This window comes from Streptomyces sp. NPDC056987 (assembly GCF_042673865.1).
Lineage (GTDB): Bacteria > Actinomycetota > Actinomycetes > Streptomycetales > Streptomycetaceae > Streptomyces.
The window spans coordinates 166,586-190,209 of sequence record NZ_JBHURV010000002.1; the positions used below are offsets into that span (position 1 = coordinate 166,586).

Annotated in this window: 19 protein-coding genes and 1 tRNA gene; 10 read left to right on the forward strand and 10 right to left on the reverse strand. The window is 72.2% G+C overall.

Features of this window, described 5'->3' with window-relative positions; translation table 11 throughout:
- Window positions 1-66 precede the first annotated feature (66 nt).
- Complete coding sequence (locus ACFTZC_RS03115; protein ID WP_382886302.1) at window positions 67-1,104, forward strand: NlpC/P60 family protein; 1,038 nt, start codon at window positions 67-69, stop codon at window positions 1,102-1,104.
- Between the two features lie 83 nt (window positions 1,105-1,187).
- Here ACFTZC_RS03115 and ACFTZC_RS03120 read toward each other — a convergent pair whose 3' ends face one another.
- From ACFTZC_RS03120 to ACFTZC_RS03130, 3 genes are all read right to left on the reverse strand, one after another.
- Window positions 1,188-3,197 carry a heavy metal translocating P-type ATPase gene (locus tag ACFTZC_RS03120; protein WP_382886303.1) on the reverse strand — a complete coding sequence of 670 codons (2,010 nt, stop codon included), beginning with the start codon at window positions 3,195-3,197 and terminating at the stop codon, window positions 1,188-1,190.
- A gap of 68 nt (window positions 3,198-3,265) precedes the next feature.
- The gene (locus ACFTZC_RS03125) at window positions 3,266-4,537 is read right to left on the reverse strand and encodes an MFS transporter (protein ID WP_382886721.1); all 1,272 of its coding nucleotides are present in this window, start codon (window positions 4,535-4,537) and stop codon (window positions 3,266-3,268) included.
- A 123-nt stretch (window positions 4,538-4,660) separates the two neighbouring features.
- Window positions 4,661-5,044 (reverse strand): ArsR/SmtB family transcription factor, encoded by a 384-nt coding sequence (locus ACFTZC_RS03130; protein ID WP_382886304.1) that lies wholly within the window; start codon window positions 5,042-5,044, stop codon window positions 4,661-4,663.
- A 59-nt stretch (window positions 5,045-5,103) separates the two neighbouring features.
- On the opposite strand from ACFTZC_RS03130, the gene ACFTZC_RS03135 reads away from it, so the two are divergent.
- On the forward strand, window positions 5,104-5,484 hold the full coding sequence (locus tag ACFTZC_RS03135; protein ID WP_382886306.1) for an ArsR/SmtB family transcription factor: 381 nt from the start codon (window positions 5,104-5,106) through the stop codon (window positions 5,482-5,484).
- 26 nt (window positions 5,485-5,510) lie between these two features.
- Here ACFTZC_RS03135 and ACFTZC_RS03140 read toward each other — a convergent pair whose 3' ends face one another.
- Genes ACFTZC_RS03140 through ACFTZC_RS03150 form a run of 3 tightly spaced genes read right to left on the reverse strand, consistent with a single transcriptional unit; the run spans window position 5,511 to window position 7,195 of the window.
- A complete protein-coding gene (locus ACFTZC_RS03140) occupies window positions 5,511-6,104 on the reverse strand; it encodes a TetR/AcrR family transcriptional regulator (protein WP_382886308.1) in 594 nt (197 codons plus the stop codon).
- Window positions 6,105-6,143: 39 nt separating this feature from the next.
- On the reverse strand, window positions 6,144-6,329 hold the full coding sequence (locus ACFTZC_RS03145) for a DUF397 domain-containing protein (protein ID WP_382886310.1): 186 nt from the start codon (window positions 6,327-6,329) through the stop codon (window positions 6,144-6,146).
- Window positions 6,326-7,195 carry a Scr1 family TA system antitoxin-like transcriptional regulator gene (locus ACFTZC_RS03150; RefSeq protein ID WP_382886312.1) on the reverse strand — a complete coding sequence of 290 codons (870 nt, stop codon included), beginning with the start codon at window positions 7,193-7,195 and terminating at the stop codon, window positions 6,326-6,328. Before ACFTZC_RS03150 ends, ACFTZC_RS03145 begins: the two co-directional genes overlap by 4 nt.
- A 162-nt stretch (window positions 7,196-7,357) precedes the next feature.
- Here ACFTZC_RS03150 and ACFTZC_RS03155 point away from each other — a divergent pair, with 162 nt between their 5' ends.
- The 7 genes from ACFTZC_RS03155 (at window position 7,358) to ACFTZC_RS03185 (ending at window position 13,958) form a co-directional block, all read left to right on the forward strand.
- Window positions 7,358-7,801, forward strand: coding sequence for an ATP-binding protein (locus ACFTZC_RS03155; RefSeq protein ID WP_382886314.1), 444 nt, complete (start codon window positions 7,358-7,360; stop codon window positions 7,799-7,801).
- A gap of 144 nt (window positions 7,802-7,945) precedes the next feature.
- The gene (locus ACFTZC_RS03160; protein ID WP_382886316.1) at window positions 7,946-9,124 is read left to right on the forward strand and encodes a serine hydrolase domain-containing protein; all 1,179 of its coding nucleotides are present in this window, start codon (window positions 7,946-7,948) and stop codon (window positions 9,122-9,124) included.
- Between the two features lie 131 nt (window positions 9,125-9,255).
- Window positions 9,256-9,525 (forward strand): hypothetical protein, encoded by a 270-nt coding sequence (locus tag ACFTZC_RS03165; protein WP_382886318.1) that lies wholly within the window; start codon window positions 9,256-9,258, stop codon window positions 9,523-9,525.
- A 494-nt stretch (window positions 9,526-10,019) separates the two neighbouring features.
- A complete protein-coding gene (locus tag ACFTZC_RS03170) occupies window positions 10,020-10,388 on the forward strand; it encodes an ACT domain-containing protein (protein WP_382886320.1) in 369 nt (122 codons plus the stop codon).
- A gap of 120 nt (window positions 10,389-10,508) precedes the next feature.
- Window positions 10,509-13,001 carry an excinuclease ABC subunit UvrA gene (locus ACFTZC_RS03175; RefSeq protein ID WP_382886322.1) on the forward strand — a complete coding sequence of 831 codons (2,493 nt, stop codon included), beginning with the start codon at window positions 10,509-10,511 and terminating at the stop codon, window positions 12,999-13,001.
- 435 nt (window positions 13,002-13,436) lie between these two features.
- On the forward strand, window positions 13,437-13,757 hold the full coding sequence (locus tag ACFTZC_RS03180; protein WP_382886324.1) for a hypothetical protein: 321 nt from the start codon (window positions 13,437-13,439) through the stop codon (window positions 13,755-13,757).
- Window positions 13,758-13,885: 128 nt separating this feature from the next.
- A tRNA-Arg gene (locus ACFTZC_RS03185) sits at window positions 13,886-13,958 on the forward strand.
- Window positions 13,959-14,111: 153 nt separating this feature from the next.
- Here ACFTZC_RS03185 and ACFTZC_RS03190 read toward each other — a convergent pair.
- The 3 genes from ACFTZC_RS03190 to polX all read right to left on the reverse strand — a co-directional run bounded on the left by ACFTZC_RS03190 (window position 14,112) and on the right by polX (window position 20,112).
- Window positions 14,112-14,780, reverse strand: coding sequence for a hypothetical protein (locus ACFTZC_RS03190; protein WP_382886326.1), 669 nt, complete (start codon window positions 14,778-14,780; stop codon window positions 14,112-14,114).
- A complete protein-coding gene (locus ACFTZC_RS03195; RefSeq protein WP_382886328.1) occupies window positions 14,777-18,286 on the reverse strand; it encodes a CHAT domain-containing protein in 3,510 nt (1,169 codons plus the stop codon). The genes ACFTZC_RS03190 and ACFTZC_RS03195 overlap by 4 nt, the downstream gene beginning before the upstream one ends.
- Before the next feature lie 98 nt (window positions 18,287-18,384).
- Entirely contained in the window at window positions 18,385-20,112 is a 1,728-nt protein-coding gene (gene polX, locus ACFTZC_RS03200; RefSeq protein WP_382886330.1) for a DNA polymerase/3'-5' exonuclease PolX, read from the reverse strand.
- A gap of 145 nt (window positions 20,113-20,257) precedes the next feature.
- Here polX and ACFTZC_RS03205 point away from each other — a divergent pair, with 145 nt between their 5' ends.
- A complete protein-coding gene (locus tag ACFTZC_RS03205) occupies window positions 20,258-21,592 on the forward strand; it encodes a phosphoribosyltransferase family protein (RefSeq protein ID WP_382886332.1) in 1,335 nt (444 codons plus the stop codon).
- A gap of 14 nt (window positions 21,593-21,606) precedes the next feature.
- Here ACFTZC_RS03205 and ACFTZC_RS03210 read toward each other — a convergent pair whose 3' ends face one another.
- The gene (locus tag ACFTZC_RS03210) at window positions 21,607-23,487 is read right to left on the reverse strand and encodes an RICIN domain-containing protein (protein WP_382886334.1); all 1,881 of its coding nucleotides are present in this window, start codon (window positions 23,485-23,487) and stop codon (window positions 21,607-21,609) included.
- Window positions 23,488-23,624: the final 137 nt, after the last annotated feature.

The following is a 23,624-nucleotide window of genomic DNA, read 5'->3' on the forward strand; positions in this document are numbered from 1 at the left end:
CTAATCTGCTTAGTATTCCGACGGCCGAGTCGGATCGGAGTCAGAGAGAGAAGGAGCTGCCTCATCGTGGCGACCCACCGCCGTCCCAAGCCGCAGCGCAATGCCTACGGAACGATGCTCACGGTCACCGCCACGGCCGCGGTCGCCCTGTCGGCGCAGTCCGCCTCGGCAGATCCCCTCCCGGACCCGAACAAGAAGGGCGTCAAGGCGCAGGTCGACCGCCTCTACGAGGAGGCCACGCAGGCGACCGAGAAGTACAGCGGCGCGAAGGAGAAGGCGGGCACCCTCCAGAAGGAGGTCGAGGTCCTCCAGGACACCGCCGCCCGCAAGCAGGAGGCCCTCAACGAGCTGCGGAACCGCATCGGCGGCATCGCCGCCGACCAGTACCGCAGCGGCGGCCTGGCCCCCTCCATGCAGCTCCTGCTCTCCTCCGACCCGGACGCCTATCTGGACCAGGCGACCCTCGCGGACCAGCTCGGCGCCCGCGATGTGAGCGACCTCCAGAAGTTCCAGGTCCAGCAGCGCGAAGTGCAGCAGCAGCGCACGCAGGCCGCCACGAAGCTCACGGAACTGCGCGACACCCGGGCCGAGTTGGGGCGCAAGAAGACGGAGATCCAGGGCAAGCTGGCCAAGGCCCAGCAGCTCCTCAACACGCTCAGCGCCAAGGAGCGGGCCAAGATCACCCAGGAGGAGGACCGCGCCAACCGCGACAGCGCCCGCGCGGACCTCGGCAACGAGGCCAGCGCCTCCTCGCGCGGCGCCGCGGCGTTCGCCGCCGCCAAGAGCCGGGTCGGCATGCCGTACGTGTGGGGAGCCAGCGGGCCGGGGTCCTTCGACTGCTCCGGCCTGACCTCGTGGGCCTTCAAGCAGGCCGGCGTCTCGCTCCCCCGCACCTCGCAGGACCAGGCCAACGCGGGGACCCGGATCAACTCCCTCGGGGACCTCAGGCCCGGCGACCTCATCATCATGCGCACCGACCTGAGCCATGTCGGCTTCTACGCGGGCAACGGCCAGATCCTCCACTCGCCGAAGCCCGGGGCGCAGGTCCGCTACGAGTCGATCGCGCGCAGCGGCATGCCGTTCATGTGGGGCGTACGCATCTGACGCGTAGGCACGCCTGAGGCGTACGCCCCGGAGCCTCGGGGGCGTACGCCTCGGAGGCTCCGTCACCCTCACCTCACGTCACCTCACGTCACGTCGGCCGCCCGGCGCCAGGCGGCCTCGCGCAGCAGGCGCAGGCCGTTGAGGCCGACGATGACGGTGGACCCCTCGTGCCCGAGGACGCCGAGGGGCAGCGGCAGATGGCCGACCAGGTCCCAGACGACCAGGCCGGAGATGAACACGCCCGCGATGACCAGGTTCTGGATCACGAGGCGGCGGGCCGCGCGGGAGAGCGCCACGACGGCGGGCACGGTGGCGAGTTCGTCCCGGACGATGACGGCGTCGGCGGTCTCCAGCGCGAGGTCGGAGCCGGCCCGCCCCATGGCGACGCCGGTGTGGGCGGCGGCCAGGGCGGGGGCGTCGTTGACCCCGTCGCCGACCACGAGCACCCGCCGCCCCGCCGCCTCCCGCTCGCGCACGGCGGCGACCTTGTCCTGGGGCAGCAGCCCGGCGCGTACGTCGGTGATGCCGACCTCGTCGGCGAGGCGGGCCGCGGCGCGCGGGTTGTCGCCGGTCAGCAGCGCCGGCGCGGTGCCGGTCAGGGTGGTGAGGGCGGCGACCGTGGCGGCGGCGCCGGGGCGCAGCCGGTCCGCGATGCCCAGCACCCCGACGGGACGGCCGTCGCACCGGACGAGGACCGCGGTACGACCACCGTCCTCCAGCTCCGCGACGACGGCATCGGCCGCGTCGGCCACTTCCGCGTCCACGGCCTCCACCTCCTCCACCGGGTCCGCCAGGAGCCGGGACGGGGCGCCGACCGCGACCGTACGGCCGTCGACGACGGCGGTCACCCCGATGCCCGGCGCGGAGGTGAAGTCCCGTGCGTCCGCGAGGTGCAGGCCACGTTCGCGGGCGGCGCCGACGATCGCGCGGGCCAGCGGGTGCTCGCTGGGGTGCTCGGCCGCCGCCGCCAGGCCCAGCAGCGCGTCCTCGGAGAGCCCGGCGCCGGGCAGGGGGCGCACGTCGGTGACGCGGGGGGTGCCTTCGGTGAGGGTGCCGGTCTTGTCCAGGGCCACCGCGTCGACCTGGCCGAGGCGTTCCATGACGACGGCGGACTTGACCAGCACACCGTGGCGCCCGGCGTTGGCGATGGCGGAGAGCAGCGGCGGCATGGTGGCCAGCACGACGGCGCACGGCGAGGCGACGATCATGAAGGTCATCGCCCGCAGCAGGGAGTCGGTCAGGTTCGCGCCGAAGCCGAGGGGGATCGCGAAGACGGCGAGGGTGGCGACGACGATGCCGACCGAGTAGCGCTGCTCGACCTTCTCGATGAAGAGCTGGGTCGGGGCCTTGGTCTCGGACGCCTCCTCGACCATCGCCACGATCCGGGCGATCACCGAGTCGGACGCGTCACGCTCGACGGTGACCCGCAGGGCGCCGGTCCCGTTGAGGGTCCCGGCGAAGACCTCGTCCCCGGCCTCCTTCGGTACGGGCAGGGGCTCGCCGGTGATGGTGGCCTGGTCGACCTCGCTCGCCCCGTCGGCCACCCGGCCGTCGGCCCCGACGCGCTCACCGGGGCGGATGAGGATGGTGTCGCCGACCGCCAGGTCCTCGGTGGCGACCGTACGTTCCACACCGTCGCCGTCCAGCCGGGTCGCGGTGGCGGGGGCGAGGTCGAGCAGTCCGCGTACGGAGTCGGCGGTGCGCGCGGTGGCCAGCGCCTCCAGCGCGCCGGACGTGGCGAAGATGACGATGAGCAGCGCGCCGTCCATGACCTGCCCGATGGAGGCCGCGCCGATCGCCGCGACGATCATCAGCAGGTCGACGTCGAGGGTCTTCTCCTTCAGCGCCAGCAGCCCCGCCCAGGCCGGCTCCCAGCCGCCGGTCACGTAGGCCGCCGCGTACAGCGGGCCCCAGCTCCAGGCGGGGGCGCCGGTCAGTTGCAGCGGGAGCGCGAGCAGGAAGAGCACCAGCGCCGCGGCGGCCCAGCGGGCCTCGGGCAGGGCGAGGACCCGCGTGCGGCGACGGGGCGCGGCCCCGCCGCGGCCGGCTGGGTCCTGAGCCGGGGTGGGGCGCTCGGCGAGGGTGGCGGACATACGGGTTCCTTCGGTGGACGGCGGCACGGGCTGACCGGCTCACCGTACAGGAAAGAATGAACACCTCTTCATTTATGCCGCACAGGCGTGGGCGCGGGCGGCGATTCCCCTACGGATACGGCTACGGGTACGGATGCGCGGGCGGACCACAGGACGGCCGCGGCGAGGGCGGCGGCCAGCGCGACACCGCCGAGGACCAGGGCGGTGACCGGCAGCCCCGCGCTCGCGCCGAGCCGGCCCGCGAGGGGATAGGTGAGCAGCCAGCAGCCGTGGGAGAGGGAGAACTGGGCGGCGAAGGCGGCGGGCAGCTCCGCGTCCGTGACGGAACGCCGGATCACCATCCCGCCGGGGGTGAGGACGGCGGAACAGGCGGCGCCGATCGCCGCCCAGGCCGCCAGGACCCCGACCCAGCTCCCGGCGGTGGGCGCGGCGGCCCCGAGCGCGGCGACACCGGCGAGGATCACGGGCAGGGCGAGGGCCGCGGGCAGCATCACCGCGCGGTCACCGGCCCGCCGCAGCAGCCGGGGCAGGAGCAGGGCGGTCAGCACGGAGCCCGCGCCGTACGCGCCGAGGGCGAGCGACAGGTCACCCGCGGGCCGGTGGAAGTGGTCGCGTACGAGGACGACGGTGTTGACGAAGACGATCGCACCGCTCGCCGCGACCGCGAGATCGAGCGCGAGCAGCGCCCGCAGCCCGGGCGCGGCCCGGAACAACCGCATCCCGAGGAGCACGTCCCCGCGAACGCCGCCCTTGCCGCGCACGGCACCCGAACGCCCGGGCAGAGCGACGGAGACCACCAGAACGGCGGAGGCGAGAAAGCCGATCGCGGTGCCGACGAACAGCCGCCCCGAGGAGACCAGGACGAGCAGCCCGGCGGCGAGCGCCGGGCTGAACAGGCTCTCCAGGTCGTAGGCGAGCCGGGAGAGCGACAGGGCCCGCGTGTAGTCACGTTCGGCGGGCAGCACCTCGGGGATGACCGCCTGGAAGGTCGGCGTGAACACGGCGGACGCCGCCTGCAGCAGGAAGACCAGGACGTAGATCTGCCAGATCTGCCCGACGAAGGGCAGCGCCAGCGCGACACCCGCGCGCGTGAGGTCGGCGCCCACCATCAGGGAGCGGCGGGAAACCCGGGCGGCGAGGGCTCCGGCGAGCGGCGCGACGGCGACGTAGGCGACCATCTTGATCGCCAGCGCGGTGCCCAGCACGGCGGACGCGCGGTCACCCGCCCTGTCGTACGCGAGCAGGCCGAGCGCCACGGTGGCCAGACCGGTGCCGACCAGGGCGACGACCTGGGCGGCGAACAGGTGGCGGTAGGTGCGGTTGCGCAGCACGGACAGCATCGGCCCCGTCCCGGATCGACGGCAGGAGACCTCAGCCATCATACCCAACATGTGCATACCTGAGCACATGTTGGATCCGGAACGGCCCTACACACGACACCTCAACACCCCTGCACGCCTCCCTCAGTCGTGGGCGGGCAGAGCACCGATCTGATGGTCGGCGACGCTCAGCGCCTCGTCGACGAGGCGGCGCAGATGACCGTGGCGCAGGGAGTAGACGACGCGGCGGCCGTCCTTGCGGGCGGTCACCAGACCGGCGAGCCGGAGCTTGGCCAGGTGCTGGCTGACGGAGGGCCGGGCCGCGCCGCACGCCTCCGTAAGGGTGGTGACATCGGCCTCCCCCTGCCCCAGCCGCGCCAGCAGGGCCAGCCGCGTACGGTCCGCGAGCAGCGCCAGCACCGAGGCCGCGACCTCCAGCCGGTCATCGGCGGCCGCTTCCCCCGGATCCCGCGCCTCCCCTGCTTCTTGCACAGGGTGCGCACCTGCTACTCGCGGGCTCGTTGCCATGCACTCATCGTAGGACCACCACCGACCGGTCCATACGAGCCGGTCTATACGATGGGCGCATGGGACACGGAGCCGAGGAACGCGCCACGCGCACGGAACACCTCGACGCGGAGTCCGCCGCCACCATCGCCGCCACCCTCCAGGCCCTGGCCACCCCGTCCCGCCTGATGATCCTGACGCGCCTGCGGCAGAACCCCTGCGGGGTCACCGAGCTCGCCGAAGCCGTCGCCATGGAGCAGTCGGCCGTCTCCCACCAACTGCGCCTCCTGCGCGCGCTGAGCCTGGTCACCGGCGTCCGCCAGGGCAGGCGCATCGTCTACAGCCTGTACGACAACCACGTGGCGCAACTCCTCGACGAGGCGGTCTACCACATCGAGCACCTGCGCCTCGGCGCCCGCGACCTCCCCGTACGCCCCGCCCCCACCCGCGCAGAGCCCTAGAGCCCTTCCCTTCCGCGCACCGACCCCTACCGAGGCGCGAGAGCGGCGAAGGCCTCATCCAGGAGGCCGACGAGGTCCAGGTGGCCGTCGGACCCGATCCAGTGGTCCAGGGCGATGTCCAGACACTCCAGCGCCGCACCGGCCTTGACCGACAGAGCCACCGCGACAGGCCGTGGCGGGTCCGTCCGCTCGACCAGGGCCCGCACCAGAAGCGGACGCCAGCGGTGCTGCTTCTCCCGCTGCCGTGAACACAGGGCCGGGGTCCCCATGATGAGACGGGCCGTGGCGAGCGCCTCGGCCGGGTCCCGCCGGTAGGACTCCATGAGAACGTCCAGCGAACGCCGCAGCGCCGTCCAGTCGCCCTCGCCGGAGGGGCGGGCGCGCAGAGCGTCGGCGAGCTGCCGGCCCTGCGCCTCGACGGCGCCGAGTACGGCGTCCTCCTTGGTACCGAAGTACCGCAGGAAGGTACTGCGGGACACACCTGCCGCCGCAGCCAGGTCGCTGACGGTCACCTGCTCGAAGCCCTCGCGCCGGATCAGGCCGTAGGCCACCTGCGCCAGCTCCGACCGCACGGCAGCCCGTGCGATGTCCCTCGTCGTCGTACGCGGTCCTCCGTTCACCTCGCGATCCTATGGCCTGCCCGGGCCCGCCCGAAGGGCTCAGCCGCGCGCGGCGTACCGTACGAACGACGTCCAGCCGTCACGGCCGACCGCGAAGTGAGGGCGCTCCACATCCTTGGAATCCCGAACACGGATGGCCTGTTCGGTGACGGCGACCTCTACGCAGCTATCGCCCTGCGTGCCGCTGTAACTGGACTTGAACCAGGCGAGTTCCGTCGTGCTCATAGCTCTCCTCGGAGTCGCTCCAGCAGACCCCGCGAGTCTTTGGGGTTGAGGGCCTGCGAGCGCAGTGTGTCATAGCACTGGTAGAGGCGGCTCGCCTCTTTCACGTCGCTGATCAGGCGTCCGTTCTGCTGCCCTTCCGCGTACGCAAGCCGTCGACACTCTGGCGTTTCCAGAAGCTGCAAGGGGCCATCCAGGCACGCGTGGAACTCGGCGTCCATCGGCATGATCTGGAGCGTCACGTTGCGCGGGGCGGTGAGCGTCAGCACGTGGTCGAGCAAGCCCCGAGTCACCTCTGCTCCGCCGAGCCGCCGCCGGAAGATGTGCTCCTCCACGATGAAGCTGAACGGAACGTTCGGCCTCTCGCGTAACAGCTTCTGCCGCTCCAGTCGAGCAGCGAACTGGGCCTCCACCTGCTCGTCCGACAGCGGCGGAATACTGTTGTCGAACACGGCCCGCGCGTACCCCGCCGACTGCAACAACCCCGGCACCAGCCGGCACTCGTACGTGCACAGGCTCACCGCCACCTTCTCCAGCCGGGCCCACCGCCGGAACCACGCCGCCAGCCCCGCCTCCCCCCGCGTGAGAAACTTCGCCGACTTCCGCAGCGCCCCCGTGTTCCCCAACACCTCCTCCGCCAGCTCCACGAACGACTCGTCCGGCATCCGGCGCCCCAACTCCACCGACTCCACCGTGTGCTTGGAGAACCGGACCAGGCCCCCGAAGTCGGCCCTGCTGTACCCCGCGTGCTCACGCAGGGCCTGGACGACGGCCCCGAAGGTCCGCAGACTGTCCGAGGGATCGGGCTCCCGCTCCACCTCGCAGGCGGTCGAGCCATCGCCACCCGCGCTCTCCGTACCGTCGGTCATCCGCGGCCACCTCCAGGTGCGTACGTGCGCCGTTCCTCACGATCGACTCACCCATGGTGACCGCCGGACGGACGTACCGTCTACCGAATGTGCCCGTACGGTGACCCACCGTACGGACCTCACCCCTGGAACACGGCCCCGCACGCCCGCCACGGTTGCCCCATGAGTACCTCTACGCCCCAAATCCCCGCATCCGTACACACTTTCGTCCAGCGGTTGTCCTCCACCCGCCGCGGCGCCCGGCTCGCCCGACTGCTCGCCGTCGAGCAGCTCCGCACCTGGCAGGTGTCACCGGGCGTCACCGAACGCGTCGAGCTGATCGTCGCGGAACTCGCCGCCAACGCGGCGCTGCACGGCCGCGTCCAGGGCCGCGACTTCCAGGTGGCCCTCACGTTCCACGCGGTGACCGGCACCGTCCGCGTCTCGCTCACCGACGCGCGCGGCGAGCAGCCTCCGGCGCTGGTCGGGGGCTTCGACACACCGGTGGACAGCGAGTCGGGCCACGGTCTGCTGCTGGTCACAGCCGTCGCCGACCGCTGGGGTACGGAGCCGTACCCACCGAGCGGCAAAACGGTCTGGGCCGAGGTGAGTGCGCGGTCCGCCTGAAGCCCACTTGTTCATCGTGCGGCTGGGACGGCTGCCCCGTTCCGCCCCTTCGGCAGCTGTCGGACCCGTGCCGGGGGGTACCCCCCTCTCGGTCCTGGGGTGCGCCGGATCGTCTCCGCCCAGGGGCGGACCTAGCGTTCCGTCATGACTTCGACTTCGCGCACGCGCCCCGCCGTGCTCCTGGCCACCGCCGTGCTGCTCGTCACCGACGCGGCCACCGCCTCGGCCCGGCCCGCGGTTTCCTCCGCCGCAGACCAGTTACGCCGGGACACCGAGGCGATCCACGCCCTCGGTGTCAGCGGCGTGCAGGCCCGTGCGGTCGCACCCGACGGCCGGCAGTCGGTCGCCACCAGCGGCACGGCCGACCTGCGCACCGGCCGCCCGGTCTCTCCCGACGGCTACTTCCGCATGGCCAGCACGGCCAAGACGCTGGTCGCCACCGTGGTCCTCCAACTGGACGCCGAGGGCCGGCTGTCCCTGGACGACACCGTCGACCACTGGTTGCCCGGAGTGGTGCGGGACAACGGCAACGACGGCAGCCGGATCACCATCCGTCAGCTGCTCCAGCACACCAGCGGCATCCGCGACGACCTGCCCGGATACACCACGCCGGAGGAGTACTACCAGCAGCGCCACGACATCTACCGCCCCGAGCAGCTGGTTGCCCGCGCCATGGCCCACGCGCCGGACTTCCCGCCCGGCGGGGGCTGGGCGTACTCCAACACCGGCTACATCCTGCTCGGCATGATCATCGAGAAGGCCACCGGTCACCCCGTCCACCAGGAGATCGAAGACCGCGTCCTGCGCCCGCTCGGCCTCGACCGGACCCGATGGACCGGCGCCTCCCCCACCCTGCCCCGGCCGCACGCCACGGCGTACCAGCTCTTCGGCCCCGGCTCCCTGGTGGACGTCACCGATCAGGTCGCGGTGGACCACGAGACCTCGTTCACCACGACCACGCGGGACGAGAACCGCCTCTTCCGCGCACTGCTCGCGGGCCGCCTGCTGCCGCCGCGGCAGCTCGCCGAGATGAAGCGGACCGTCCCCGTGAGCGCGGAGGTCCAGCAGCTGTGGCCCGGCGGCCGATACGGTCTCGGCCTGGTCGAACGCCCACTGACCTGCGGAGGAACCTACTGGAGCCACGAGGGCGGGGACGGCGGCTACGTCACCCTCAACGGCGTTACCGGCGACGGCCGTCGGAGCGCCGTGGTCTCCATGTCCGAGGCACGCGGCGACACTCCGGAGAACATTCTGGAACAGGAGAACGCGGCCAGCGCCCTGATCGACCACGCGCTGTGCGCCGGGGGCCGCAGCACCTCGTGAGTGCGGGTGTCCGACCGTCGGGCCGATGCGGGGTGGCGAGGCCCCGCGTTCGCCTGGCCGAAAGTCGCCACCCGGTCTCACTCCAGGTGTGTTCTCCGTTACCTTCGGAGAAATTTGATCGGAGGACCGCGATGACTCGGGGCTGGGAAGCCGATCCCTCTTCACCGCTGATGCGCCGCCTGGGGAAATCTCCCGCCGAACTCGGGACCACCGGCGGCGAACAGGGCTGCCCGGACGTCTGGGAACTGGAGAACGGTGACATCGCCGTCGTGGGCCGCGACCTCACCGATTCCTACCTGACACGCCTTCCCCCAGGACTCACCGTCGCCCCGGACGAGCGGATCGTCGTCATCCCCCGCAGGACGGCCGTCGCGGCGAAGGAAGACCTTCCCGATGCGTAGCTCGCAGTCCCACGGCCCGCAGCCTTCGGCCTTCGTTCGCCTTCGCGCCTTCGTAGGCCTTGCGGACAATTACTAAAGCGCAGGTCAGCGGCTTGTCGCGATGGGTCCCAGGAACGCCCCTCTTTGATTTCGGGAACGCATGGGGCGTCTTCGCAGGTCAGTCCCCCTGATCCCTTCGGGTGCGCCTTGTCGGCGTGAAACATGGCTGCGGCGCCTGCCCGCCAATGCCGGTAGCTCGTTGGGACGTTGAGCCCGTAGGCCAGTTGGATGGACTTCTACCACTCCCACGGGTCCCCACGGAGCCCGCGCGAGTGGTCGCCGACGCGAGCCTTCGGGTACTCCGCGGCGTATGAGTCACCCGTCCGGCGACCACCACTCGCTCCCCGGTCGATCGAACGACAGCCCGGTCTGCCGCTCTCGGTGCGTCGTCCGCCCGGCTGTACAGGGTGTCGCCCGTGTATGGCGAGACTGACTGGTGACGGCTTCTGATCGACATGCGGCCGGAGATGAATCCGGGGAGCTACGTGTTCACCACTGGCCGACGACATCCCGCCGGAGTGACCCTGGTCGTCACGGTGGCCGAACGCGAAGGCCTCACTCCGGTACTGCGGCAGGAGGACGCCGAGGCGGCGGGGCCGGGGTACGACTACGTGGCCTGGTGGCTGGTCCTGCGGGTGCACTCCGCCCTGGATGCGGTGGGCCCGACCGCCGCCGTCGCCCATGAACTCGCTCGGGCCGGAGTCAGCTGCGATGTAGTGGCCGGATTCCACCATGACCATCTCTTCGTACCGTACGAGGTGGCGGATCGTGCCATGGACCTGCTCGAAGGGCTCTCCCGCGGATCGGCGGCCGACGTCGCGTAGTAGCCTCAGCGGTTTGTCCGGGAGGGGCTTTCGAGGCGCTCGGAAAGAGGACGCCGAACCCCTACCGGGCGTTCCGGGCCCGTACGTTGCTCTTCCCGCCGTCGGGAGAGGACTGAGGAAATGACAGAAAGCGTGCGCGTCTCGGAGACCATCGAGGTGGTGGGGGCACGGACCAACAACCTCCGCGATGTCACCGTGAGCATCCCCAAGGGCCGGGTGGTGGCCTTCACCGGGGTCAGCGGCAGCGGCAAGACCTCGTTGGCGATCGACACTCTGCACAGCGAGGCCCAACTCCGTTATCTGGAAGGGCTCTCGCCGTTCGTCCGGCAGTACATCACCCAGCGCAACCGCCCCAAGGTGGACCGGATCCTCGGTCTCGGCGCCACCCTCGCCGTCGACCAGCGCCGGCTCAACCGCAACCCCCGCTCCACCGTCGCCACCATCACCGGTATCGACGGCCACCTCGGACTGCTCTACTCCCGGCTGCCCGGCATCGGCCCGGACGCGATATCCGGTGACGGCCATCTCAGTACCGCCCACTTCGACCGGCACGCTCCGGAGGGAAGCTGCTCCGACTGCCACGGCGTCGGCGGACGCTGGCAGGCGCGGGAGGAACTCGTCGTCACACAACCGGAGTTGCCCCTGTTCGACGGAGCCTCCCCCTGGTACGCGAAGTGGCGCTCCGGCGAACACGCCTTCATTCCCGCACTGGCCGAGAAACGCGGCGTGGACCTCGCACAGCCCTGGCAGTCGCTGCCCGAGGGCTTCCGGCACGACGTGCTGCACGGCACGGGTGACGAGAGGATCGAGGCGACCGTCGACATACCGAACAAGAACGAGATGTCCTCCTGGACGTACACCTCCAGCGAGCCGCTGCGCGGAGCGCTCGCCGAGGTGGAGAGGGTCTTCGCGAATGCGGCGACTCCCAGTGCCAAGGAGCGCTATCTGCCGTACATGCGCAAGATGCCCTGCACCACCTGCGACGGCACCGGCTACGACGCGATCGCCCGGTCGGTACGGCTCGGCGGGCTCGCCTATCCCGAACTGCTGGAGGTCGACGTCCGGGAGGTACGCGCCTGGGGCGACCGGGTCACCTCCGGTCTCGGCACCGGCCGGCGCGCAGTCGGCGAACCCCTCCTCCAGGACCTCGCCCGAAGACTCCGCGTGCTGGACCGCCTCGGCCTCGCCCATCTCCAACTGTCGCGCGGCGCGGCCACCCTGTCCGGCGGCGAACTCCAGCGCACCCGGCTCGCCGCCCAGCTCAGCACCGAACTCAGCGACATCATCTTCGTCCTGGACGAACCGGGCACCGGCCTCCACCCTGCGGACAAGGCCCATCTGCTGGACATTGCGCTGGAACTGCGCGCCGCCGGGAACAGCGTGCTGCTGGTCGAACACGACCCTGAACTGATCGCCCGCGCCGACTGGGTGATCGACATGGGACCGGGCGCCGGACGGCTGGGCGGCGAGGTGCTCGTCTCCGGCACCCCCGCAGACATCGCCGCGCACCCCCGCTCGCTCACCGGCCACTACCTCGCCGGGAAGGGACCGCGGCTGCGCCGTACCCGCCGGCCGGTCGGGGAGGGCACTCGCTGGGTGGAGCTGCACGGGCTGTCCGCGCACAACGTGACAACGGACCTGGTCCGCTTCCCCGTGGGCCGACTGACCTGTCTGACCGGGGTCAGCGGCAGCGGCAAGAGCAGCCTGCTCGGCGCGCTCGCTGCCGGGACGGAGGCGGCTTTGACCGGAACGACGGCCGCAACCGTCCGCCGGGTCGCCGGGAGTGAGCACTTCAGCTGGGTCGCCGTGGTCGACCAGGAGCCGATCGGCCGGACACCCCGGTCCAACCCCGCCACGTACAGCAAGGCGTTCGACATCGTCCGCAAGCTGTTCTCGGAGACCGACGAGGCACGCAAGCGCGGCGTCAAGTCCTCCTGGTTCTCCTTCAACACGGCCAACGGCGGACGCTGCGAGACCTGTACCGGGTACGGCCGCAAGCTGGTCGACATGCACTTCCTGCCGGACGTGTGGGTGGTCTGCGACGCCTGTGAGGGCCGCCGCTACACACCGGAGGCCCTGGAGATCACCTACGAGGGGTTGACCATCGACGGGGTGCTGGAGCTGACCGTCGCCGAGGCCGTCGAACGCCTTACGGGACAGCGGCAGTTGGCGGAGGCGCTGGAGGCCATGGACCGGGTCGGCCTCGGCTATCTGCAACTCGGCCAGAACGCCACGCAACTCTCCGGCGGCGAGGCGCAGCGCCTGAAGCTGGCGTCGGCGATCCAGCGCGGATCGGCGGGGCGCAAGGCCGGACTGGTCGTCCTCGACGAACCCGTCTCCGGTCTGCACCCCTCCGACATCCAGCGCATGGTGGACGCCTTCGACCTGCTGCTCGACTCGGGCAACACCGTGGTCGTCGCCGAGCACGACATCCCCGTCGCGGCCTCCGCGGACTGGGTGATCGACCTGGGGCCGGGCGCCGGCCCGGACGGCGGCGCGGTCGTGGCCGCGGGTACCCCGGACCAGGTCGCCGAAGCCGACACCCCGACCGCGGGCTTCCTGCGCCGGTACGCAGCGGGCCTGCCGCTGCTGGGCGGGCCCGGCGGCCACTGAGACACCGGTGGCGCCCCGCGCCCGGCCGTCGCGTACACGGTCGGACGCGGGGCGACGCCAGTGCCACGACGGCGATGTCCGGGTCGGCGCCCGGCCGGACCGGCAGCCCCCGGAGGCCGGTGCCCCGGGCCACGTAGAGCAGGGGTCCCCGTGCCGCTCAGCCCGGCGACGTCCGGGTTGGCGAGGGCAGTGAGATGGGTGAAGGGCCAGAGTTGGCCGCCGTGGGTGTGGCCGGACAACTGGAGATCCACCCCGTAACGGGCGGCCTCCACGACCTGTGCGGGCTGGTGGGCGAGGGGGGCGCTGCGGCGGGCGGCGGAGTTCACCGACCGTCCCACCCGGCACGCGGCGGCCGCCGCGCTGGCCCTGACGGGCGGCTTCAGCGGCGAGATCGGCCACACCGGCTCCCACCATCTCGACACACCTCACCGGCGTGTGCGGCTGCACGGCTCGGCCAAGGTCCGGCCACGCTGGTGTCCGCTGGACGACTGGGGCCTGCGCGTCCTGGACGCCCGCGCCGCCCACCAAAACCTCTACGGCGGTCGCGACGACAGCGAATCCGGCTTCTCACCACTCGACCGTTCCCTCGGGAACCGACGCGTGATCGCCTTCGGAGCCGAAGCCCAGAGCCTCGTCATCCTCGGCTTCATGCCCGCCCGGAACGCCGCCAGCCACGCCCGCTACACCGAAGACCCCACATACGCCGACGCGGACGCCGAAACCGTCCAAGACACCGACCAAAGCCTGGCGAGCTGAGGCAACCACCACGGCCCCACCCACATCCGCTACGCTGTCCTGGGCTGCCCTCACGGGCATCCCAGGACCTTGCCGCAACACGGACGAATCATCACTCAGAGTATTCATCCACGTTTTACGCAAGGCCCGCCTTCGTAGCTCAGGGGATAGAGCACCGCTCTCCTAAAGCGGGTGTCGCAGGTTCGAATCCTGCCGAGGGCACAACGCGTTACACCGGCCGCCCTGGGGTTCCTCCCTCAGGGCGGCGCTCTGCTCGGCCTCGGACCTCTCGTCCGGGGCCGTTTCGCGTGAGGGGGCGCCGTGTGCCGGTGCTCGTCGGCCGGGGCGAGTTCCCGGGGCGGCCAGGGCCAAAGGTCACCCCGACAGGGTGATCGTGTGTGGTGAGGGTGCGAGGCGGGCGCGGTAGCGGCGGAGGCCCCAGTTGCGGTGTTCCAGTTCTGCCGCGACCAGGACCTCCGCCGTGTTCGGCCGGTCGGGGACGAGTTCCACCAGTGCTGCCACCGGGTGGTCGCCGATCAGCGGGAAGCCCTTGACCTCGCGGAATTCCCACTGCGGGTTCGGCTGGGAGGCGCCGTGGCCGCGGACGATCCACTCGTCCTTCTCCGGCGTCGCGCCCGGTGGCTTCTCCATGCCCACGTCCAGCAGGCCTGCCTTGACCGTGAAGCTCATGCCCATGCCGGAGCCGGCGACCGGGCGGGTGCGTTCGCCGGGGTCGATCAGACGCGCTACGGGTCGTGCCCCGTCGTCCGGTGTGGACAGGGCCACTCCCAGGGAGGCGTGGCGGAAGGTGCCTCTGCCGGTCGGTGTCTCCGGGCGGAACGAGCAGACCATCAGCAGGTGGCGGAACGTGCGGCCGGGCGTCGCCGCGACGTAGGACGTCCACTCGGCGGGCACGCCCTCGTGGTCGGCGGGCAGCACGTCCCAGCCGAATGTGAGCCTGCCCCGCAGCGGTTCGTCGTCGTCCGGGCCGCCGAGCGTACGCTCCGGCATCAGCTCGACATCGTGCAACCGGACCTCGCTCATGCCACGGCTCCCTCGCTCCGGCCACGCAGGTAGGTGAACGCTCCCCAGTCACGGTAGTGGGGATGCCGGGCACGGGTGGCGAGTTGGGCCTCGCGGAAGGCGCGCTCCGGGTCCGTGCCGTACGCGATCCGGTGGTGGAGGTGGTGGTAGAAGTACGTGGCCGACTCCGGGCGTACGGGCCACAGGCACCCGACGACGGCCTGCGCGCCGGCGGTGATCAGTGCCATCGGGGTGCCGCGGACGTTGTCCGCGCGGTCGAAGCGGCCCAGCGCGGACTCGCACGCGGCGAGGGTGACCAGGCGGACACCGCGCAGATCGGCCGCCAGGAAGTCGTAGGCGAAGACCCGGCCGTCGTCGTCCCGGTCCGGGGTGAGGTAGAGGCAGTGCATCCACGGCGCGTCCTGGTCCAGCGACCCGTGTACGGCGAGGTGGACCACGTCCGCCGTGGCCAGTTCGGCGAGCAGCCTGGCACGCGTGGCCGCGGGCCCGGTGGCGGCGTCCGTGCCGACCGCGCCGGCGACCTGCCGTGCGTGCTCCTCCAGCGCCGGTTCTGCGTGCAGCCCGTAGGGCACGCCGCCCTGAGCGGAGGCCAGCACCGCGGTGCGGCGCGGCCGTACGGGGCCCGCGGCGGGCGTCAGGGCTTCGAGGCCGGCGATGGTGGTGACCGTCCAGTCGTCGGCGATCATCCGGTCCCCCGTACGGCACAGCGGTAGCGGCAGGTAGTGCAGCGCGCCGTGCGGCCAGGCCAGGATCCGGTCCTTGCCCCGGGCCCGCCACGTGTCCCAGAGGTCGCCGCCGCCGAGTGGAAGGTCGCCCGGCTGCCCCAGCAACCGGCTGCCTTCCGGCGTCACGTCGCCGAACAGCGGGTCGCGTGCGATCTCCGTCCGGATCGCCTCGACCCGGTCCGCCACCGGGTGCCGGTCGTCGTTCTCGTCGCCGTCGCCCAGGTGCACGACGAGGGACCGGCCCTGCCTGGTGACCGCGAGAAGCACGGCCGCGCCGTTCACCGCGGCGGGCAGGAACCAGGTCAGCAGTACGGTCCGGTCGTCCAGCAGCTCGTGCGTCCTCGCCCAGAGGCGCTGGTCGTCGATGAGCGGTGCCGAGCGGCGACTCAGCTCGTCGTCGATGAGCGACGAGATGTGCCACCGTACGTTCCGGGCGGTCTGCCGGGTGTCGTGGCCACCGGGACGGCGGTCGGAGTCCAGTACGTTCAGCAGGTGCGGCGAGGCGCCGGACGCACCGAGGGGAGTGGCGGGCTCCTCCAGGTCGCGCAGCTTGCCGAGCAGGTGCTGGATGTGCGCGGGCAGCGCGAGCGGGCCGTCGATCCGCCACCACGCGCCCAGCTCCGGCCCCTTGCCCGCCTGGTGCAGACCGAGCATCAGCCCCATCGGCAGCGTCTCGGACTCCACGGTGAGCTGCCAGACCGCCGCGTGCACGAGGTCGCGCAGGACCGCGCCGAGCTCGGGCACGCGGCCCGTGTCGAAGTTCGGCACGTCCACGGTGATCGCGGACAGCGCCGCCTTGAGTTCCTCGCCGCGGAGGTTCCCCACCTGCCGCGCGAACGGCACCAGGCTCGCCCGCGCCAGTGCCTCGAAGCCGAGCGAGGCGTAGCCGAGTGCCGCGTACGCGTAGTACCCGTACGGGAACGGGACCGGGCCTGGGCCCGGCTCGCCCATCCGGGCCGACTGGTGGTACAGGTCCGCCGTCAGCAGCCTGACCTCTTCGTGCGGTACGTCGGCCGCCTGACGCAGGAGGGTCAGCCCCAGAGCCGGCTGCCCCAGGTCGCGGGCGTGTGCGGCCGTGTGCAGCAGCGCCGCCGACCGCTGCGCCGGGGTCCAGGACCGCGGGAACGACGCCGCGAGCGGATGGCCGGGCCCCGGGCAGTCGGTGGGGTCGTCGGGCAGCACGTGGAGCCGCGCCTCGATCAACTGCCTGCGGTGGGCGGGGTCCCAGCGGACACCGAGCCGCTCCGCCCAGTCGAGCACGGTGCGCAGCAGCGGCCGGTCGGCGTGTTCCCGGGCCAGGTTGACGCCCTGGCTGATCACCTTCGCGGTGACGTCGCTGCCGTGGGCGGCGACGAAATCAGCCAGGGGTGAGTCGAACAGCGCCCTGGGCAGCCCGTCGGCCAGGTCGGGGGGAATCCCGTCCACCACCCGGAGCAGGAACAGGGCGACATCCGGGTCGTCGGCGGTGGACGAGTCGAGCCATGCCGCCAGCGCCTCGCCGACGAGATCCTGGTGAACTCCCCGTTCGTCCTGGAGGATCTGCGCCAGACACGCCAGGAGCCGGGTCCTTCGCGTCCCGTCGTCCAGCTCCAGCGCGCGCACCACCAGGTGGGCCGCCTCCGTCAGCAGCCGGTGGGACTCGGTCTGGAAGGGCTCCTCGCCGGTGAACGACGTGCGGTACAGGTCCGCTTCGAGCCGGGCGGACCAGACGGTACGCATCCCGCGGGCGTAGTGGTCGGCGGCGAAGTCCTCCGCTCCCCGGGTGGCGATCCGCAGCCGGGCGGCGGCCAGCAGCCCTGCTTCCCGTTCTGCGGCCAGCAGCCCGGTTTCCCGTTCGGCGGGGTCGCTCACCGTGTCGATCAGCCGTGACGCCAGCGCGTCGGCCTCCTCGAACACCGCGCGCTCGCACCGGTCCGCCACCAGGGGGACGGCCGACTCGACGGTACGGAGCGCCGCGGCCCGCCAGGCGGCCTGCGCCCCGCAGGCGTCGGCGACCTCGGCGACCAGCCTCCAGTAGACGTACATGAGCTCGGTCGGACCGTGGTGGTCGAGGAACTCGTCCCGGAACAGCAGCTCCACCATCGCGTCGGCGGGCAGCGCCTGGTCCGCGTTTTCCGCCAGGGCCTGTCGCGTCCGCTCCAGGTCGCGCGCCCGCTGCTTCGCCCGGGACAACGACAGGATCCGGTCGCACACGTACTGTGCCAGCTCCATCAGCGTGCCGACCGGGTCGATGACGAACCTGACCGTCGGCGCGCCCTCCTCCTCGTCCCGCGGTTCGTGGTCCGGCCGGCCGAAGCGCACGGGGCCGGCACACACCATCCCCTGCCGCGTTTCGAGGTCCAGCGCGCCGGCCGGATCGTCCCATGCCGGATCGTCCAGGGCGGGCAGCACATGGGAGACGACCAGCAGGACCGAACCCGAGGCGAGCGCCGTCTCCTGCCAGCCCGGCGGCCCTTCCAGGGGGAGGTCGTGCACGAAGTCCGCGCCGTCCGGGCCGAGTACGGACAGCACGCCTCCGTCGTCCCGCGTGACACACCACCGGTGATCGACGGGGTGGCCCAGGGGCAGTTCGTTCAGCGAGCGGAGCACCGGGAGGCCCCACCAGCCGTTGGCGCGGGTGAACAGACTGCCTCCGCCCCCGCCACCGGTGGTGAACGGGCTGATGCCGGTCAGTCCCACCGCCAGTCCGGCATGGCGGACGCCGTCCGCCTCCACCATGAACGCCCACCCGGTGATGTCCCGCGACAGCCGCACGCCGTTCCCCCCGCGCCAACCGGTCATCGACAGCTTCCACCATGGCACGGCTCCGGCCGGTCGCGCGGCTACATCCTCGAAGCCCGACGCGCGCGTACGTGGTCCCCTCAGTCCCCTCAGTCCTGTCAGTTCGCCCCGTCCTTGCGCAGGAACCGGCGCAGTCGCCGCAGGGGCCACGTGTTGATCACATCGTCCGGGGTGCACCATCCGCGTTGCGCCGTGCCGGTTCCGTAGCGCAGGCAGCCGAGTTGGGGGATCGAGTGCGCGTCGGTGGCGATGCTGAACCTCGCCCCATGGCTCCTGGCGCGGAGGATGTCCTCGTCGCCCAGGTCGAGGCGGTCGGGCTGGGCGTTGATCTCCAGGGCGGTGCCGGTGCGGGCGCAGGCGGCGAAGACCTCGTCCCAGTCGGCGTCGATGCCCGGCCGCCTGCCGATCAGCCGGGTGGTGGGGTGGCCGATGACGTTGACGTGGGGGTTCTCGCAGGCCCGGACGAGGCGCCGGGTCATCGCCTCGCGGCCGGCATTGAAGTGGGAGTGGACCGAGGCGACGCAGATGTCGAAGCCCCGGAGGAACTCGTCGGGCCAGTCGACCTCCCCCTCCGGGCCGATGTTGAGCTCGGTGCCGTGCAGCAGCCGCATCCGGTGGTGCCTGCCGTCCAGTGCGCGCACGCTCTCGCGCTGCGCGAGGATCTTCTCGTCGGTCATGCGCTGCATGGAGAGGTCCGGTGCGTGGTCGGTGATGGCGTAGTACGCGTATCCGCGCCCGGCGGCCGCCGCCACCATCTCCTCCAGCGTGGCGAGGCCGTCGGTGAGGTCGGTGTGGGTGTGCAGGTCGCCGCGGATGTCCTGTTCGGTGACCACCGCGGGCAGTTCGCCGCGCAGCCCCGCCTCGATCTCCCCGCGGTCCTCGCGCAGCGTGGGCGGGATCCACGGCAGGCCGAGCCTGGCGTACACCTCGTCCTCGGAGCGGGAGGCGACCCGCTCTCCGCCCTCGGTTTCGAACAGGCCGTACTCGGAGAGCTTCAGCCCCAGGCGGACGGCGATCGTGCGGGTGCGGATGTTGTGCGCCTTGGAGCCGGTGAAGTACTGCAGGCCGGCGCCCCACGCGTCCGGTCGCACCACGCGCAGGTCGACCTGGAGGCCCTGGTCGGTACGGATCGAGGTCTTCTTCGCGCCACGGGCGATGACCTCGGCGGTGGAGGGCAGTTCGGTGAGGGCGTCCATGAAGGGGGCCGACCGGCCGGCGGCGACCAGGATGTCGAGGTCGCCGACGGTCTCCTTCCCGCGGCGCAGCGAACCGGCGTACGCGCACTTCTCGCAGCCGGTGACCCGGGAGAGTTCCGCGACGATGTCCTCAGCTGTTTCCAGGGCCGTGCTCGACAGGATCCGCTCTCCCGCCTGCCGCAGGAGCGCGATGCCGTGCAGGATGTTCTCCTCGGTCTTCTCCCCGAAGCCCTTCAGGTCGCGCAGCTTCTCCGCCTCGATGGCGTCGGCCAGCTCGTCCACCGAGGAAATGTGCAGCACCTCGTGGAGTGTCATCGCCCTCTTGGGGCCGAGGGTGGGGATGGCGACGAGTTGCCGTACCCCCGCGGGAATCCTGGCCCGTCTCTCCTCGACCACCGTGACCTTGCCGGTGCGGAGGTACTCGACGACCTTCTCGGCGATCGACGTGCCCACCCCCGGGATCTCCTTCAGACCCGCGACGTCGAGGTGGGAGACGTCGGTGGGATGGCCGCCGATCGCGCGGGCGGCCTTCTCGTAGGCGCGCGCCTTGAACGCCTCGCCTCCGGTGATGGCGATGAGATCCGCGTACTCCTGGAGGAGCGCCTCGACCTCTTCGTTGGGCCGGACCACATGTCCCAGCGTAGGAACCGATACGCCCGGCCCGCACATCGGGCGGGGCGCCGGGCGGCACCGCTGCCTCCGGGAACGTCCCCGCCAGGCCCTTCGGCGCGCGAAACCGCGGGCCCGAGGGTGTACTGGGAGTGAGGAGGATGTCGTGTTCTTCAGGGATCGGCGTGACGCCGGCCGGCAGCTCGCCGCCCGGCTCGGGCATCTGCAAGGGACCGACGTGGTGGTGCTGGGGCTGCCCCGGGGCGGGGTGCCGGTCGCCGCGGAGGTCGCGAGATCGCTGGGCGCGCCGCTGGACGTCTGCCTGGTACGCAAGCTGGGCGTGCCGTTCCAGCCGGAGCTGGGGATGGGAGCGATCGGCGAGGGCGGCGTACGGGTGATCAACGACGACGTGGTGCGCGCGGCGCGCGTCACCCCGGCCGAGCTGGCCCGGGTCGAGGCCCAGGAGCGGGACCTGCTGGAGAGCCGCGCCCGGCGCTACCGGGGAGAGCGGGAACCGGTCGCTACGGAGGGCCGCACGGTGCTGGTGGTCGACGACGGGGTGGCCACGGGATCGACGGCGCGCGCGGCCTGCCGGATCGCCCGGGCCCGGGGAGCGGCACGGATCGTGCTCGCCGTCCCCGTGGCACCGCACGACTGGACCGCGCGGCTCGGCGGTGACGCCGACGAGCTGGTGAGCCCACACGCCCCGTGGGGCTTCCACGCGATCGGGCAGTTCTACGCCGACTTCGCCCAGACCGGCGACGACGAGGTCGTCGCCTGCCTGGAGGAAGCCGTGACCCGTACGCGGGACGCCCGCCGGACCGGGCCGCACCGCTCGGCGCCGCAGGACACGGATGTGGAGGTGGAGGTACGGGCCGGCGCGGCCGTGCTGCACGGCCGGCTGACGGTGCCCGAGGGCGCCACCGGGGTGGTGCTGTTCGCGCACGGCAGCGGCAGCAGCCGGCACAGCCCGCGCAACCAGTTCGTCGCGCTCGGGCTGAACCGGGCCGGGCTCGGCACCCTCCTGTTCGACCTGCTCACCGAGGAGGAGGGCGCGGACCGGGCCAACGTCTTCGACACGGGTCTGCTGGCCCGGCGGCTGGCGGACACGACCCGCTGGCTGGACGGCCGGCCGGAGACCCGGGGGCTGGCGGTCGGCTACTTCGGCGCGAGCACCGGCGCCGCCGCCGCGCTGTGGGCGGCGGCCGAGCCCGGGGCGCGGATCGCCGCGGTCGTCTCCAGGGGAGGCAGGCCCGACCTGGCCGGGCCACGGCTGCCGGCGGTGACGGCACCCACGCTGCTGATCGTCGGGGGCCACGACGAGCTGGTGCTCGACCTCAACCGCGCCGCACAGGCCCGGCTGCGCTGCCCGAGCCGGCTCTCGGTCGTCCCCGGCGCGACCCACCTCTTCGAGGAACCCGGCGCCCTGGAGAAGGTCACCGAGCTGGCCCGTGACTGGTTCACCGACCACCTGGCCCCGGTCCCCGGTGCGACGCGCTGAACCCGCACGCCCCGCTACCGGACGAGGGCGCCCCGCGTACTCTCCCCGACGTCCTGGAGCGGGTCGTGCTGGTTGGGCTGCGGGGCCGACTCGGGCGGCTCCGTGACGGGTCGGGGCGAGGGGGCCGAGGGGGCCGAGGGCTCCGGGGAGGGCGGGGAGGCCGGGGGTGTCCCGCCGTTGATGGGGCGGGAGCCCGCAGCCGTCGTGACGCGGTCGGTCAGCCAGCGCTGCTCCGGGGAGCCGTCGCGGGGGCGGACCACCACATCGGCACCCGGGCCCCCGGACACCGGGGTCACCGCCAGGTTGTCCTGCCAGCGGGGGATCAGGGTGCCCTGCACCGTCAGGTCGTACCGTACGTCCGCGCCGCGCGCCGGGCGGACGGCGCAGCGGCCGAGGACGGCGATGCCGTCGACGCCACGGGAGTTGAGGCACAGCTCGGGCTTGGCCGCGCTGCGCAGGAGGCCGTCGTCCTCGTACGACCAGCGCTGGGTGCCGGCCGAGGAGCAGGCCGCCGTCGTCGCCTCGGCGCCCCGCTTGATCCGCGCGTCGCGGATGTCGAGGCACAGGTCGGTGGCGGCGTTGCGCAGCCGGAGGTCCTGGGGGCCCGTGGCCATGCCGGAGGGGTCGGGCGGGACCCCGCCGCCGTTGGCCCCGGTGGAGCCCGAGGGCGAGGGGTACGGGGCGGAGGCGCTGCTGGAGGCGGCGGAGCCGTAGTCGTCGGAGGCGTGCCGCGCGGGCCAGAGGCTGACCGCCAGGACGGTCGCGAGCAGGACCGCCGAGCCGGCCCCCAGGCCGGCGAAGAACACGCGCGAGGGCACCGGCGCCAGGGACGACACCCGGTCGAGCACGGTGAACGCCGGCAGGAGCCGCTGCCGCCCGGGCGCCGAGTGGCGGCCCACCGGCCGAGCTGAGCCCCGGGCCCCGGATTCCGGCGCCCGGGCACCGGCCCGCAGGTCGAGATAGCGGCGGGCGCCCCAGCCCAGTACGGCCTCCGCGAGCAGGACGCCCAGTTTGCCGTTGAAATGGGCCAGTTGGTCGGCGGCGTCCCGGCAGTGCGCGCACTCGGCGAGATGGTCCCGTACGTCCGGGAGGAGGGAACCGCCACGGCGAATCGGTACATCGAGCAGACGGTTGTAATACCGGCATTCCGACTTCGGGGCGATTTCGATGTGCGCCCGGAGACATCCTCGCCGGAATTCCTCGCGCGCGTGTTCCAGTTCGATATGCGCGGTATCGGTGTCGAGCGCCAGCAATGCCGCCGGCACGGATATGGGTTCGGCCTCCACCTCGGTGTGCCAGAGCAGGCACTGCGCGGTTCCCGACATCGCCCGAAAAGAGCGGAGGGCGAGCTTCCGGTGGTCGGTGTCCCTCGACCTCGCCACCCGCGCCCCGCGCCGCACCGCCGGTCTGCGCAGCTCGGGCAGCAGCTCCGTGATGGGCTCCACGGACGACCACACCCCGACCATCTCCCTTACGGTCACGAGGAGTTGGGGCCTGATCGCGGCGGAGGGCTCGACCCGGCGGAGGGCTTCGAGCACTTGGTGGAAGGTCGCGGCGGCGACCACCGACGCGCTCTTCTCCGGGGAGGCGAGACAGACGGCCGCGTAAGCGTGGACCGCCTCCCAGTGCCGCGCCATCAGCAGCGCCACGGGGTACGTGTCCCCGGTGCCCGCCCGCGCCCGCACGGCGGTGAGCAGGCGCGCGTCGGATTCCCCGGGGCCGACGGACTCGGCGGGGCCGGAGTATTCCCCAGGACCGGCAGGCTCGTTGGGGGCGGGGGCGGAAGGCTCACCGGGGGCGGGGAACTCCCCGGGGCCGCGGAACGCTCCGGAACCGGGAGCCGGACGGGCGGAACGGGGCGGATAGGCCGGGCGTGGGGGGTGAGGGGTGTGCACAGAGATACTTCCTTCCAAGGCGCAATGTCACACGCAGAAGTTCCGGCCTGAGAAAGCAGACCCTCGATTGGTACATACCTGTCCGGTATTGGCGCTGCGAACCTGCGCGGTCGGCGGCCCGGAATTCGAGCGGCGGA

Coding starts and splice junctions, on each gene's coding strand:
- ACFTZC_RS03120 (WP_382886303.1), bottom strand. CDS start 3,197: ATGTCCGCCACCCTCGCCGAGCGCCCCACCCCGGCTCAGGACCCAGCC.
- ACFTZC_RS03125 (WP_382886721.1), bottom strand. CDS start 4,537: ATGCTGTCCGTGCTGCGCAACCGCACCTACCGCCACCTGTTCGCCGCC.
- ACFTZC_RS03130 (WP_382886304.1), bottom strand. CDS start 5,044: ATGGCAACGAGCCCGCGAGTAGCAGGTGCGCACCCTGTGCAAGAAGCA.
- ACFTZC_RS03135 (WP_382886306.1), top strand. CDS start 5,104: ATGGGACACGGAGCCGAGGAACGCGCCACGCGCACGGAACACCTCGAC.
- ACFTZC_RS03145 (WP_382886310.1), bottom strand. CDS start 6,329: ATGAGCACGACGGAACTCGCCTGGTTCAAGTCCAGTTACAGCGGCACG.
- ACFTZC_RS03150 (WP_382886312.1), bottom strand. CDS start 7,195: ATGACCGACGGTACGGAGAGCGCGGGTGGCGATGGCTCGACCGCCTGC.
- ACFTZC_RS03155 (WP_382886314.1), top strand. CDS start 7,358: ATGAGTACCTCTACGCCCCAAATCCCCGCATCCGTACACACTTTCGTC.
- ACFTZC_RS03160 (WP_382886316.1), top strand. CDS start 7,946: ATGACTTCGACTTCGCGCACGCGCCCCGCCGTGCTCCTGGCCACCGCC.
- ACFTZC_RS03165 (WP_382886318.1), top strand. CDS start 9,256: ATGACTCGGGGCTGGGAAGCCGATCCCTCTTCACCGCTGATGCGCCGC.
- ACFTZC_RS03170 (WP_382886320.1), top strand. CDS start 10,020: ATGCGGCCGGAGATGAATCCGGGGAGCTACGTGTTCACCACTGGCCGA.
- ACFTZC_RS03175 (WP_382886322.1), top strand. CDS start 10,509: ATGACAGAAAGCGTGCGCGTCTCGGAGACCATCGAGGTGGTGGGGGCA.
- ACFTZC_RS03190 (WP_382886326.1), bottom strand. CDS start 14,780: ATGAGCGAGGTCCGGTTGCACGATGTCGAGCTGATGCCGGAGCGTACG.
- ACFTZC_RS03195 (WP_382886328.1), bottom strand. CDS start 18,286: ATGACCGGTTGGCGCGGGGGGAACGGCGTGCGGCTGTCGCGGGACATC.